This is a genomic window from Paraclostridium dentum (assembly GCF_048568265.1).
GTDB lineage: Bacteria > Bacillota > Clostridia > Peptostreptococcales > Peptostreptococcaceae > Paraclostridium > Paraclostridium dentum.
This window is the reverse complement of the sequence record NZ_CP183813.1, coordinates 1,679,210-1,691,955: the sequence shown is the minus strand read 5'-3', so window position 1 is coordinate 1,691,955 and position 12,746 is coordinate 1,679,210. Positions and strand designations below refer to the sequence as shown.

Annotated in this window: 16 protein-coding genes, 1 riboswitch and 1 other annotated feature; of the genes, 12 read left to right on the top strand and 4 right to left on the bottom strand. The window is 26.5% G+C overall.

Annotated features, from left to right (window positions below):
* Window positions 1-2 precede the first annotated feature (2 nt).
* On the top strand, window positions 3-224 hold the full coding sequence (locus ACN6I1_RS07665) for a hypothetical protein (protein ID WP_419741479.1): 222 nt from the start codon (window positions 3-5) through the stop codon (window positions 222-224).
* Window positions 225-475: 251 nt separating this feature from the next.
* Complete coding sequence (locus ACN6I1_RS07660) at window positions 476-655, top strand: hypothetical protein (RefSeq protein WP_419741478.1); 180 nt, start codon at window positions 476-478, stop codon at window positions 653-655.
* 227 nt (window positions 656-882) lie between these two features.
* Here the strand turns inward: ACN6I1_RS07660 and ACN6I1_RS07655 are convergent, their stop codons facing one another.
* Entirely contained in the window at window positions 883-1,140 is a 258-nt protein-coding gene (locus tag ACN6I1_RS07655; RefSeq protein WP_419741477.1) for a hypothetical protein, read from the bottom strand.
* Window positions 1,141-2,030: 890 nt separating this feature from the next.
* On the opposite strand from ACN6I1_RS07655, the gene ACN6I1_RS07650 reads away from it, so the two are divergent.
* The 7 genes from ACN6I1_RS07650 to ACN6I1_RS07620 all read left to right on the top strand — a co-directional run bounded on the left by ACN6I1_RS07650 (window position 2,031) and on the right by ACN6I1_RS07620 (window position 7,776).
* Window positions 2,031-2,387, top strand: coding sequence for a hypothetical protein (locus ACN6I1_RS07650; protein ID WP_419741476.1), 357 nt, complete (start codon window positions 2,031-2,033; stop codon window positions 2,385-2,387).
* Window positions 2,308-2,994 carry a hypothetical protein gene (locus ACN6I1_RS07645; RefSeq protein ID WP_419741475.1) on the top strand — a complete coding sequence of 229 codons (687 nt, stop codon included), beginning with the start codon at window positions 2,308-2,310 and terminating at the stop codon, window positions 2,992-2,994. The genes ACN6I1_RS07650 and ACN6I1_RS07645 overlap by 80 nt, the downstream gene beginning before the upstream one ends.
* Window positions 2,995-3,447: 453 nt before the next feature.
* Window positions 3,448-3,492: riboswitch (PreQ1 riboswitch) on the top strand.
* 99 nt (window positions 3,493-3,591) lie between these two features.
* The gene (locus ACN6I1_RS07640) at window positions 3,592-4,560 is read left to right on the top strand and encodes a nucleoside hydrolase (protein ID WP_419741474.1); all 969 of its coding nucleotides are present in this window, start codon (window positions 3,592-3,594) and stop codon (window positions 4,558-4,560) included.
* Entirely contained in the window at window positions 4,561-5,148 is a 588-nt protein-coding gene (locus tag ACN6I1_RS07635) for an ECF transporter S component (protein ID WP_419741473.1), read from the top strand. It abuts the gene before it with no gap.
* A complete protein-coding gene (locus ACN6I1_RS07630) occupies window positions 5,141-5,830 on the top strand; it encodes a radical SAM protein (protein ID WP_419741472.1) in 690 nt (229 codons plus the stop codon). Before ACN6I1_RS07635 ends, ACN6I1_RS07630 begins: the two co-directional genes overlap by 8 nt.
* A 119-nt stretch (window positions 5,831-5,949) precedes the next feature.
* Window positions 5,950-6,810 (top strand): FxLYD domain-containing protein, encoded by an 861-nt coding sequence (locus ACN6I1_RS07625; RefSeq protein ID WP_419741471.1) that lies wholly within the window; start codon window positions 5,950-5,952, stop codon window positions 6,808-6,810.
* A 65-nt stretch (window positions 6,811-6,875) separates the two neighbouring features.
* Window positions 6,876-7,098 (top strand) — a binding site (T-box leader).
* Between the two features lie 498 nt (window positions 7,099-7,596).
* Window positions 7,597-7,776 carry a hypothetical protein gene (locus ACN6I1_RS07620; protein ID WP_419741470.1) on the top strand — a complete coding sequence of 60 codons (180 nt, stop codon included), beginning with the start codon at window positions 7,597-7,599 and terminating at the stop codon, window positions 7,774-7,776.
* Window positions 7,777-7,814: 38 nt separating this feature from the next.
* Here ACN6I1_RS07620 and ACN6I1_RS07615 read toward each other — a convergent pair whose 3' ends face one another.
* Window positions 7,815-8,399 (bottom strand): hypothetical protein, encoded by a 585-nt coding sequence (locus ACN6I1_RS07615; RefSeq protein WP_419741469.1) that lies wholly within the window; start codon window positions 8,397-8,399, stop codon window positions 7,815-7,817.
* A gap of 176 nt (window positions 8,400-8,575) precedes the next feature.
* Between ACN6I1_RS07615 and ACN6I1_RS07610 the strand changes: the two genes are divergently transcribed.
* Window positions 8,576-8,950: a hypothetical protein gene (locus ACN6I1_RS07610; protein ID WP_419741468.1), complete on the top strand. Its 375-nt coding sequence runs from the start codon at window positions 8,576-8,578 to the stop codon at window positions 8,948-8,950.
* A gap of 19 nt (window positions 8,951-8,969) precedes the next feature.
* On the opposite strand, the gene ACN6I1_RS07605 is transcribed toward ACN6I1_RS07610, so the two are convergent.
* A complete protein-coding gene (locus ACN6I1_RS07605; RefSeq protein ID WP_419741467.1) occupies window positions 8,970-9,215 on the bottom strand; it encodes a hypothetical protein in 246 nt (81 codons plus the stop codon).
* A gap of 93 nt (window positions 9,216-9,308) precedes the next feature.
* Entirely contained in the window at window positions 9,309-10,535 is a 1,227-nt protein-coding gene (locus ACN6I1_RS07600) for a sodium/glutamate symporter (protein ID WP_419741466.1), read from the bottom strand.
* 214 nt (window positions 10,536-10,749) lie between these two features.
* On the opposite strand from ACN6I1_RS07600, the gene ACN6I1_RS07595 reads away from it, so the two are divergent.
* Both ACN6I1_RS07595 and ACN6I1_RS07590 read left to right on the top strand, forming a co-directional pair.
* A complete protein-coding gene (locus tag ACN6I1_RS07595) occupies window positions 10,750-11,382 on the top strand; it encodes a hypothetical protein (protein ID WP_035115854.1) in 633 nt (210 codons plus the stop codon).
* 204 nt (window positions 11,383-11,586) lie between these two features.
* Window positions 11,587-12,711 (top strand): putative manganese transporter, encoded by a 1,125-nt coding sequence (locus ACN6I1_RS07590; protein ID WP_419741465.1) that lies wholly within the window; start codon window positions 11,587-11,589, stop codon window positions 12,709-12,711.
* The last annotated feature ends 35 nt before the right edge of the window (window positions 12,712-12,746 follow it).

Sequence of the window (12,746 nt, the reverse complement as noted above, 5' to 3'; positions counted from 1 at the left end):
AGGTGTTAACATATCTTAAAAGAACCCTTAAAAAGAATTTATTTAACAATGATATTATAAAAGCCACTAAAGATTTTTTAATAGGAAAAAGAATAGCTCTTAAGTTAGTTGCTAATAAAGAAACTAAAAAAATTGAGATAGCATTCATTCCTTCATTAGAGTTTGTATTTGTTCGTAAGCTAGATAATGTAAAAGAGTTAGAGCAAATAATCTGTTGTTATTAATTAGAAGATAATGCAGTTAAAGAAAATCAACGGTTTTGGAAGCAAAAGTATTATATGAAAAAAGGTTATTGTTATGTACATGAAGCTATATATGATGGTTCAGGGAAAATAGTAAAGATTATAAGAGATAAGTAAATACTTAGGAGTATCATATATTGAAAGTGGCGGAGGAAGTAGTGTTCCGCCAAGCCAACAATTCCCTAATGGAGAATATCAAGGTAGAAAAGCTATAGTAACTGCATCAGAATTAAATGTTAGATACGATAGATGGATTGATTGATGGTGTTTCTGAGCCAGCTATAATCTGCAAACTCCAAAAAGGTGATATAGTGGATTTAGGATATTGCTTAAAAGGATGGGTAGGACTACATCGATTCAAAGGAAATAAAGGCTTTGGCTATGTGAACTCAAAATATTTAGAATTAATATAATGAATTTTAACTCCATAAATCATAGGTACTTTTATTTATGATAAAGTAAAAGGTCACTCCAATTGCAATAAGAGTGACCTAAATAAGTTAAAATGTCTTATACGGTATTAAATCGAAGTTCTTTACACGTTTGAGGTAATTCAACTCTAAATATTACGATTAGTACATAGCGAGTATCGTGTCGTTAAGTTTAAAAATATAGTTATAGTTAACTTACTTATTAATTTTTATTGATATCTTAGGTAATCAAGAGATACCCAACCTCTAGCATCCCAACTTCCACTATGATTAAAGGCTATATAGACCCAAGCTGTTCCATTAATCATTCTCATAGACTGAACTCTAACCTTAGTTCCATATGAAAGTGAATCAATAACAGTACCATTTACAGGTGAATATCTTACATTTAATTCATCAGCAGTAACATAAGCATAATTTATGAAACCTTGTAAATCAGGCTCATACGGCCCATAGATTGAGTACATACTTATCCCAGCCTTTGGAGCGATACTTTCAGTTTAAGGTTGTTGAGTTGAAGCAAATGAGTTTATTGGTAAAGCTAAAGCCGATAAAACCCCTAGTGATAAAATTATTTTTTTCATTTAAATTCCCCCTTATGTATAAATTTAATATATATATTATTTCTACCTAAATATCCTATATCCTTCAAGAATGTTATAAAAATAACAAAAATAATAATTTTTTATTTCTAAGTTGTAAGAATAATAAATAAAAAATTACATAATCTAAGTTTAGGTTTAATAGTAAAAATGTTTTACACATAAAGCAATTTCCATGAAGAAATAAAACAATATATACAATTTCTCTCAAAAATCACTTACATAATGTAGGTGATTTTTTATATTTGCAGGAATAAATGAATAGGTAGTAGAATATTATATTAAAAAGGGTGTGAAAGGATGCCTAATAAAAAGAAACAAAAATTTAAAATCAATATACAATTGATAACTGCAGAAATGATTCTATTAGCAAGCGTTTTAGACTTAATTAAAGTCATAATAGAAAAGTTTTTGTAAAATGTTTCTTTTAATAATTGGCATTAAAAAATTAAAGTATGAAAAAAGAAACACAGATACTAATCATAGCATGTAGTATATTTATATTAAGTCTAATATTAAGACACATTTAAAAAGCAAGTACTGATTATAATTTTAATTAGTCCTTGCTTTTTAAGTTCATAGCTTCTAAAAAATCAAAAGAAAAAGAATTTAAATATGTATATTTAAATTCTAGGCAATCATAAGAAATACAGAGTTTTCAGATGTAATAAGAGCAATAACTCCTGCAGATAGACTTATCTGTATATAAGTGCGTACAGGCTCTCTCTTACAATGAATATAAAATAACTCCAGAAATGGATGCCTATGAAGTATCTAAGATTGCAAGAAGGAAAACCAGTAATTTACTAGAGTTAATAAATATAATGAATGATGATGATAAACAGTTAGCTCCTAAAATGAGGAAATACATAGGAGCTGCAGCTAGAATAGCATTTTGCTTTAACTCTTCAAGCATGAAAGATATACTAAGGATATTACAAATACACACTGTTAGACACGAATATATAAATAGGTTAAGCAAAGAGTTATATGATAAATTAGAAGATAGTGTAATAGCTCTTAAGGAATTAGATGAATATTCTAAAGAAACAAAAGATAAACCATCACAATTATGTGGTACGAAAGATAATAAATATAGAAGGTATCATTGATAGAATAGATTTATTTAGAGAAAATGATGTTATAGATGCTATGTTCAGTAAGGATCCTACTGATAATATAGATTTTGTTAAAGCTATAGATGAAGGTAAAGTTATAATTATAAGAATGAGGGATAAAGATTTTGATGATGAAACTTCTATAGATGTATTAACTACATTCTTTATTCAAAAGATTTGGTTGGCTACAAAGATAAGAGGAAGTAAATACAAAGATCCTAAAAAAGTAACTGTTATTATAGATGAAGTGTTCCAAGTTCCAACAGCTCAGAAAATATTAACTAAAACATTTGTGCAAAGTGCTAAGTTCAAATTAAAATATATACTAACACTTCATAATTTAGAAGGATTATCAAAAGAAGCTAGAGCATCTTTAAAAGGAGCTAACACAACTTATACTTTAATAGCTGGTGTAGATAAAGAAGCTTTTGAGTCTTTAGAGAAGGAATTTGCAGTACATGGATATTGTGTAGATGATTTACTTAACTTTAAAAGATATACAGCTCTACATTTAATTAAAGGTAATGATAGTTATAAAGCATTGATAACAAATTTACCTCCAGAGCTAAAAGTTAATATAGAGGAAGAAAATGCAGCATAAAAATAGGAGAGTAGACACTCTCCTTTATATTTTTCATATATATTTAAAATAGAACATATTATGGACAGGATGCTATGAGCTAACATAAACACTACACTCACATTACACTAAGTTAACTGCGTTACACTTGCTACATGTTCGCTTCGCATGTTATAGCATATGAAAAACAATTATTAAAAGTTGCATGTCTATATATATAAAAAATAAATTTTATAAAAAAATACTAGGGGACAAACCTAGTATTTCTAAGTTGTGAATTAATCTTAAAAATTTATTATTTGATAGTATTTATTAAGTAGATTAAATATTAAAAGTTGAATTAATTAATTATTTATTGTAGAATAAAATTTATCAGTCTAGTTGTGGATAACTTTAAAAGACTAGACTTAAAACTAGACAAAACTTCAAAATAAAATGCGAAAGCATTGAAAACTCTAGATAGTAAAAGACTACCTAGGACTTGTTCGAGAACCTCCAAGTATAAAAAACTAAGGTAATTATATAGTGGCAGTATATAAGACATATCCTTAGCTATGACTTTAAATTAAAAGTTGTAAGGTTCTCCTTATTAATAATTTTTTTAAGGAGGCATTTGTTATGCAAAAAAGAAAAGTAATAATTGACTGTGACCCAGGTATTGATGATTCATTAGCTTTATTATTAGCTATAAATTCACCAGAATTAGAAATACTGGGCATAACGACTTGCAGCGGGAATGTACCTGCTAAGATGGGAGCTGAAAATGCTCTATACACACTTCATAGGTTTTCTGATAAAAACATAGATGTATATGTTGGAGAAGAAAATCCCCTAAAAAGAGAACTTGTAACAGCACAAGACACACATGGAGAAGACGGTGTGGGAGAAAATTTCTATGGAAAAGTACCTAAAAAGTTTATGAAATATGGTGGAGTAGATTTTATTATAGAAACACTAAAGAATAATAAAAATGTATCTATAATAGCTCTTGGACCATTAACGAATATTGCTAAAGCACTTATGAAAGAAAAAGATGCTTTTAAAAACTTAGATGAATTCATATCTATGGGCGGAGCATTTAGAATACATGGCAATTGTTCACCTGTTGCAGAGTTTAATTATTGGGTTGACCCACATGCAGCTGAATATGTTTACAAAAATTTACCTAAGAAAATTCATATGATAGGTCTAGATGTAACTAGGAAAATAGTATTAACACCAAATATTATTGAATTCATAAATAGGTTAGATAAAAATTTATCTGAATATATAACACAAATAACAAGATTTTATATTGATTTTCATTGGAAGCAAGAAGGCATAATTGGATGTGTTATAAATGATCCATTAGCTGTAGCGTATTTTATAGATAGAAGTTTGTGTGATGGATTTGAATCATACACAGAAATAGTTGAAAGTGGAATAGCTATGGGTCAGAGTATAGTAGATTCTTTTGATTTTTACAAAAGAGATAATAATAGTATAGTGCTTACGGAAGTTGATGAAAAAAAATTCATGCGTATGTTTTTAAAAAGGTTGTTTCCTAAATATATAGATAAAATTGAATTGATAGGGGGATTACTTTAAATGAAAAAATCTCTATCTACATATCAAGTAACCATAATCGCTTTAGGCATTGTATTAAATGTAGTTGGTGCATTTATAGCACTGACATTAAGATTACCTATATACTTAGATTCAATTGGAACTATATTTATAGCTTGTATACTAGGACCTAGATATGCCGTTTTAACAGGAGTTTTAGGTAGTTTTGTAAGTGGAATGACGTTTGACATGTACTCGTTATTTTTTATGCCAGTTCAAATATCAACGGGATTAATATCTGGAATTATGTTCAAAAAAGGCTTTTTAAAAGGTGGTAAAATATTTATAGGAGTAATGGTTTTTTCAGTTCCAACTTCTATATTAAGTGCTATAATAGCAGCGTTTGTATTTGGAGGAGTAACCTCATCAGGGTCATCATATATAGTACAAATTTTATCCGCATTTGGAGTTAATAAGATTGTAGGAGTATTTTTAACACAGGTTTTAACTGACTATACAGATAAATTTATAGCGGTTATAATTGTAAAATATGCAGTTTCATTAGTTCCACAAAATATAATAAATAAATTAAAATTTAAAAATAGTTATATGGAGATAAACAATGGATAGATATAGTGAAATCAATAATAAAAATAAACGTGAAATAGTACTGCTGAAAGGATTTCCTTGTGTATGGGGTAAATGTTCATTTTGTGATTATACTCTAGATAATGACAATGATGAAGACGATATGAATAGATTGAATTTTGAAGTATTAGAAAATGTGACTGGAAAATATAAAGTATTAGAAGTTATAAACTCAGGAAGTTGTTTTGAACTTCCTAAAGATACTTTAGATAGAATCAAAAGTATTATAATCGAAAAAAATATAGAAAAGTTATTTTTAGAAAGTCACTGGTGTTATAAAAATAGATTAGACGAAATGAGAAGCTTTTTTAATATACCTATAATATTTAAAACTGGAGTAGAAAGTTTCGATTATAATTTTAGAAATAACTTTTTAAAGAAAAATGCTAAGTTTAAAACTGTAGATGAGTTAAAAGCTTACTTTGATTCACCTTGTATGATGGTAGGAATAAAAGGTCAAACTAAAGAAATGATAGATAGGGATATGGATATAGTTTTAAATAACTTTGAACATGCTACTATAAATGTATTTATAAATAATACTTCTAGCATAAAAAGAGATGAAGAATTAGTTACTTGGTTTAAAGAAAAGTACAAATTCTTAGATGAAAATGAAAAAATAGAAGTGCTTTATAATAATACTGATTTTGGAGTTGGTGAATAAAATATGTATGAATTTGGAAAAAATGTTACAATAATATGAAAAATTTTTAAAAAAATATGGAACTAAGTTCATATATAGTATAATATAATAACAAAGACGAAGAACTGAGGTGCTAATATATGAACAACATTATAAATAAGACATCAATAATATGTACAATGTTAATGGTTACAGTTAGCATGCTTTCAGGGTGCTCATCAAATGAAAGTATTACTGATAATAATATAAATAAAAAAATAGAATCTGAGAGTGTAAACATTGATATAAATGAAAAAAATGCTAAAGTACTGAAAATAGGTAAAACAGAAATAATAAATGAAAGTAAAAGTGGGAATAGTGAAGAACTTAATCTTATAGATACAAAAACTAAAGTTACAAATACAAGTGACTTTAATATTCGAAATATAGAGTTAACATTCAGAGAGTACGATAAGGAAAATACCGCATTGGCAAAAACAGAAGCTTTATGCAAAATCACATTAAAACCAAATGAAAGTGCATATATACAAGCTGCACATAAAAAATATGCTAAAGATATTAAAGTTACAGGGTACTCATATAATTTAGGAAATAAACTTGTAAGTATAGACTTAGAAACTAATAAAGTGGATATATCAACTACAAGGGAAAGAATTGTAAAAGATGCAAAATATGATATATTAGGTATATCTAAACCAGAAATTGTAAGTGAAGTTAATGGTGGATATAGCTCTAAAATTACAATAAAAAATATTTCAGACAAGGACATAGGAAGTGTAGTTTTAGAAGTTGCAGAGTTAAATGATGAAAATGAGTACACTAATGTAACGTATTTAGATTCATATGAAGTAATAAAAAAATCTCAAGATGTAAGTTTAAGTTCCGTACATGCTAATGATGCAAAAAAATTAGAGGTAATAGGATATATTTACGATGATGTAAAAGACAATACAACTGTAGAAGTAAATTTAAAATTAAATGAAGTAATACTATTAAAATAAAAAAATAAAAATTTATATTGAAATTTGATTATATATGTACTATAATATTTATAAATAGAATAAAGAATATAGCTAAGAAGGAAAATAGTAAAAAGCAAGTTTGTATTCAGAGAGTGAGTGGTTGGTGAGAACTCATTACAATGGTTTTTGAATCCATTCCGGAGCTACTAGTCCGAAATAATAGTAAGATTAGTCGTAAACCTACGTTACAGGACTGAGGAGGTTTATATTTTTATAAATATAAACAACTAGGGTGGCAACGCGGATAACAAGACTTTCGTCCCTTTTTTAAGGGTACGAGGGTCTTTTTTTATTACTTAGCTACAATTAATTACAGTAATAAGTAAAAACTATTAATTAAAACAAGATAAAATTGCAATAAAATGTAAAAATGGGTACAATTACACAACTATATTCTACCATGGAAGAAGAAAAAAGTATACTAAAACACGTAAATATAATATTATAAATAATTAAAATTAAAAATATCAAAAAAGATTAATTCCTGAGAAAATAGATTTAATTAAAAAAATGTAAAAATATTGAAACAGGGTTACTTGTTGTACCCAAAAACAAATGTGAAAACCTTTATTGTGAATAAAAATCAATTAAAATGATTAAACTGTATTAATTAGTAAATAAAATTGTAATTAGTTTACAAAAAAGATTTATAAAAAACTTTTACAAGTAAATAATAAAAGGGATGAATATAATAAAGTAATAAATAAACATGAATAACAAATATATATATAAGTTAAATAATATTATTTTAAGGAGAGGGTACTAATGAAAGAGAATAATCAAAACTATGGAAAGTTAGATTTTGTAAAATTAAATGAAACTTTAGCAGATCCAGAATTTGCAAATTGGTATTATAATCAAATAATGAATGGAACTGATGCAAATTTAGAAATAATGGGATTTGTAGATATTTTAAAGAAATATGCAGACGGGGAATACAAATAAACAAAAATAAACCTCACTTCAGTGAGGTTTATTTTTGTTTATTTGTATTTTTTATAAAATGATTCGTATAAAGGTATTGTTATAATTGAAGCAATAAAAGCGTCTATCATATCATGCATTGTATCAGCAAGTCCGCCAACTTGCATGTTTGTTGCAAAAAAGCTATCTATTAAAAACTCAGATATTTCCCATAACCCAGCTATAGCCATACTGAAACAAAATACAAATACAATAATAACTCTTCTGTCAAATATTGAATTTGAACTAGAATTTAGTAGCGCAAAGGCATCATATGCAAATAAAATGGCTAAAACACCTGATAGAGAATGCATTATATCATCATAATGATTTACTATTCCATAAAAATCGAAACAAGAACCCAAGTATGATGAAAATAAAATAAATATAAGTATTGAAAAGATTAAAATAGGGGATATTACGTTAATAAATTTTTTAGTTGTAAACCTTATAAATACAGTTAGCATTAAAGAACAAAAACATGGTGCGATTTGAAATGATTCTCCAAAGAAAATAAAGTATATTAAGGAAACTGTATATAATAATATAAGTATGTTTGTAGTTAAAATTAAGTATCTAGGAACTTCTTTTTTATAAAATAACAAAATGAAACCTCCTTTATGTTTTAATGTATTACTAATAATATATTAAAACAATTAAAAAAATATGTATAGCATAAAATTTCCTAATATAACAATAATTAATTGTGTTTTTTTAAAATAATTCCAAATACTAATATGGATTAAAGTTATAACAAAAATATATGAAGGGAGTTTTTTATATGATAGCTAAAAAAATATATAAAAATATAAAAGAAGAGAAAAAAGAATTGGAGAGAAAGACTAAAAGACATAAAGCTGCAAAAATAACAACACTTACAGCGTTAGGAATAGGAGCAGCAACTATAGGAGCTACAATGGTCTATAAAAAAGCTAAAGCAAAGCAAGAAGAGTATGACTATGATGATTATGGATATGGATTAGATAATATAGAAGAAGAAAATAAAGACTATGAATTAAAATCTAAAATAGAAGAATTTAATAGTAATAGACTAAGTTATGACAATGAAGAACATGTATCAAATGAAGAAATGAGTAAATTTATAAATAAAATTGATAATGAAGATGAAAATTTAAACGAAAACCAATTTAAATAAAACTCCCTAAATGGGAGTTTTAATAATTTATACCAGCTGCTTTAATATTTTCTTTATTCATAGAACTACAAGGTGTAACACCGTAAGTCATGTTGCAATGATCACATTTATCAACATGTGTGTTCATGATAAATGTATTTTCACAATTAGAACAAACAATTTTATGTGGCGTTCTTAATGGAAAATCAGCCTTATCTTTACTTCTAACTAAATCAACAACTTGCTTTCCATCATTCTTATTTGTATTTGCACATCCGCAAGACATAAAAAAAATCCTCCTAAGTTATAAATTATGTAGACTATTATATATGAAACAAATAAAAAAATCTGTAACAAATGTTACGAATTAGTATGTAATTTATTTAAAAAGATTTATAAAAATTATTATGCATGGAAGTGAAAAAATATCCAACAAGAATGCTCCTACTAAAGGGACTATCAATGATGCTTTTTCAGATGGACCATATTTATGGGTAACAGAATTTATGTTAGCTAATGCATTAGGTGTATTTCCTATTCCATGACCTATAATACCTGATATCATTACTGCTGCATCAAAATTTTTTCCTAACACTTTAAAACATACAAAAATTGAGTAAATTAATATGAATATAACCTGAGCAAAAATTATTAAAAGCATAGGGCCTGCAATAGTAGCTAAATCTAATAGGTTTATACTCATAAGGGCTATTATTAAAAACATTGAAAGTGCAATATCACTTGCAAAATCTAATATATAAAAATTTAAATCTACTAATTTAACTTTATCATTAAAATTTCTAAATATACAAGCAACAATCATACAACCTACAACACTTGGTATAACAATAGATGTTTTTAAATATATTGTTTTTGCAATTAAGTTTCCAAAGTTTAAACACAGAAGAATAACTAACGTGTGTTCAAAAAAGTTTATTGTTGTAAAAATATTAGACTTAGAATTTCTGGTTAAAAAGTTTTTAGTTAAGAAATTAAATTTTTTATTATATAACTTAGGGTATGGATTAAACTTAGGTTTTAAATTATGTTTCTCAATTAGATATCGGGCCACTGGAGCACCTAAAAGTCCTCCTATTATTATACCTAAAGTTGCAGAAGCTAGACCTATGGTTACAGCGCCGTTTATTCCCATTTTTTCGATAGTACTTCCAAATGCGGCTGCATTTCCATGTCCGCCTTCCATTGAAATAGTTCCGCACATAAGAGCTATTAATGGATGAATATTAGTGATTTTAGCTATCGAAACTGCTATTATATTTTGAGAAAGTGCTAAAAAGCCACAGAGAATCCAATACTTAAATAGCAAGCTACCTCCTTTTCTTACAAGTTTAAAGCTAGCATTGAGCCCTAAAATTGTGAAAAAAACAGTCATAAATATAGATATAAAATTTTGAGATACACTAATATTTACAATATTGAAAATTCTTAATAATAATGACAAAAGTGTAAAAAGCAATCCTCCTATAACTGGTGATGGTATACAAAATTTTGAAAAAAATTTAATTTTATCTTTTAAGAAAGTACCAATTATGAAAAAGACTATAGCTATAGATAAGGTAGATATCAAATTTAGATTTACATTCAAATCAAAGCACCTCCTAGAGAAAATTATATGAATGTAACTTGGAATTAATGAAAGTATATTTAAAAAAATATAGTAAAACATATAAAAATAGCGAAAAACGGGCTACAATAATCGACAATTAATTTAAATGGTAAAATTTTAAATAAAATCTTGTTTTATTATGGTAAAATAGGGTAATATATATAATATAAAAATATTTTGCGGGGTGGTAAATATGAAAAAAATAAATGAATTATTAAAAGAGTTTAAGGATGAATTAAAAGGCATAATGGATACTATGCTAGTAAGTGAAAGGTTAAATTCTCAAAGATGTATAGCAAAAGATATAGATACAACTAAGACAATAATAGAACCAAAGGAAGAAAAAAGAGAACTTGATGAACAAGAAATGAGAAAACTACATAAGTCTTTAACTAATTTAGTTGAAAATTTAAAGGGTGTAGGTGGAGAATTATTAGTAAGTGAAAGATTAAATACACAAAGATGTATAGCAAAAGATATAGATACAACTAAAACTATAATAGATCAAAAAGAAGATGAACATATAAGCATGGAAGAAATTGAAAAATTAGCAGATGAAGCTAAAGGTTTAGTTAACACTATGCTAAATGAAGAAAAATTAAATGAAGAAGTAGATGCAGTAAAAGGAAATGATACTACAGAAACAATAATAGATAAAGAGAAAAATTTAGAAAATACAGAAGAGTTCCACAAATTAGTAGAAGAGTTAAAAACATTAATGTCTACTATGTTAGTAGGAGAAAGATTAAATACACAAAGATGTATAGCAAAAGATATAGACACAACTAAAACAATCATAGATCAAAAAAATAAAAAAGTAAAATAGCTTGTCTATTTTACTTTTTTATTTTTTTGTGAGAAAATTATTATAAATACTTTATTAAATACTAATATTCAATAAAAGATGATTAACATGAAATGCATTGGACATAAATTAAATATAGGTAAAATATAAATGATATAGATAATCATTTACAAATGAAAAATAAAGTAGTATAATTTAAAATATAAAATTTTCGGAGGATGATTTATGAGTATATTGATAAACAGTGCTGAAGAGACTTTCTTACATGTAGGATCACTAGTCAGCATGTCTATATTATTATTTGGATTTATAAACTATAAAACAAGCGGAAGTTTTGTAGAAATAATAAGTAAAAATAAAAAATTACAACCGCTATTTGGAGCTTTGTTAGGAGCTCTTCCTGGATGTGGGGGAAGTATAGTTTTAATGCCATTATTTATAAGTAATAAGGTAACTTTTGGAACAATAATAGCAAGTTTAATTGCTAGTATGGGAGATAGTGCATTTTTAATGATGACAACTGATTTTAAAGCATATATTTTAGTAACGATTATAAGTTTTTTAGTTGGTATTTTAACTGGATACATAGTTGATTATTTTAAAACCGAAGAAAAGCTAGAACTACATAAATGTAAGTCTAATTTGGATAAAAGTAAATCTAATAATTATTCAAGAACATCAAACTCTAATTCATGTGATATTCAAAAAAGTAGAAGATTTTACCATCTAGCACATGAAATAGTTCATGGAATAGGATATAAAATATATTTATTACTGCTTATAACTGGATGTATATTTATGATACTAGCGCATTCAGGTTTAGAGTTTGGGTTTATAGAAGTTATGCATTCATTTGAAGAGATAATAGCTATAGTAGGTATAGTAGCATCTTTTATATATATGATAATGACTAAAAAGGTTATTGAAAATGAAAATTTTGAAGAAAATGAACATAAACTTATGTCGTTAAAAGAAACTTTAATACACTCTGTAAGTGAAATATCATTTGTAATTGTTTGGATCTTTGTAGCATATGTATTATATGATTTAATTATACTTATGGCTGGAGGAGAAGAAGCACTAGTAAACTTAATATTAGGAGCAGGGGTTATAAGTGTATTTGCTGGAGCTGCACTTGGAATTGTACCAGGATGTGGCGTTCAAATTGTAGTTATGTCATTTTATTTAAAAGGAAGCTTACCTTTTGCAGCATTAGTTGCAAATAGTATATCTCAAGATGGAGATGCATTATTTCCTTTATTAGCTATGGATAAAAAGTCTGCTTTATGGGCAACTATAATAACAACAATTCCATCAATTATAGTAGGATTATTAATTTATTTCATATAGAAAAAAGTTTATGGTTAATTTATAATCATATATTC

Bases quoted from the DNA above. Each gene is read 5' to 3' on its own strand.
- ACN6I1_RS07640 (WP_419741474.1), top strand. From the start codon at position 3,592: ATGCAAAAAAGAAAAGTAATAATTGACTGTGACCCAGGTATTGATGAT.
- ACN6I1_RS07660 (WP_419741478.1), top strand. From the start codon at position 476: ATGTTAGATACGATAGATGGATTGATTGATGGTGTTTCTGAGCCAGCT.
- ACN6I1_RS07645 (WP_419741475.1), top strand. From the start codon at position 2,308: ATGAATATTCTAAAGAAACAAAAGATAAACCATCACAATTATGTGGTA.
- ACN6I1_RS07590 (WP_419741465.1), top strand. From the start codon at position 11,587: ATGAGTATATTGATAAACAGTGCTGAAGAGACTTTCTTACATGTAGGA.
- ACN6I1_RS07610 (WP_419741468.1), top strand. From the start codon at position 8,576: ATGATAGCTAAAAAAATATATAAAAATATAAAAGAAGAGAAAAAAGAA.
- ACN6I1_RS07595 (WP_035115854.1), top strand. From the start codon at position 10,750: ATGAAAAAAATAAATGAATTATTAAAAGAGTTTAAGGATGAATTAAAA.
- ACN6I1_RS07625 (WP_419741471.1), top strand. From the start codon at position 5,950: ATGAACAACATTATAAATAAGACATCAATAATATGTACAATGTTAATG.
- ACN6I1_RS07630 (WP_419741472.1), top strand. From the start codon at position 5,141: ATGGATAGATATAGTGAAATCAATAATAAAAATAAACGTGAAATAGTA.
- ACN6I1_RS07620 (WP_419741470.1), top strand. From the start codon at position 7,597: ATGAAAGAGAATAATCAAAACTATGGAAAGTTAGATTTTGTAAAATTA.
- ACN6I1_RS07655 (WP_419741477.1), bottom strand. From the start codon at position 1,140: ATGTACTCAATCTATGGGCCGTATGAGCCTGATTTACAAGGTTTCATA.
- ACN6I1_RS07650 (WP_419741476.1), top strand. From the start codon at position 2,031: ATGGATGCCTATGAAGTATCTAAGATTGCAAGAAGGAAAACCAGTAAT.
- ACN6I1_RS07635 (WP_419741473.1), top strand. From the start codon at position 4,561: ATGAAAAAATCTCTATCTACATATCAAGTAACCATAATCGCTTTAGGC.
- ACN6I1_RS07605 (WP_419741467.1), bottom strand. From the start codon at position 9,215: ATGTCTTGCGGATGTGCAAATACAAATAAGAATGATGGAAAGCAAGTT.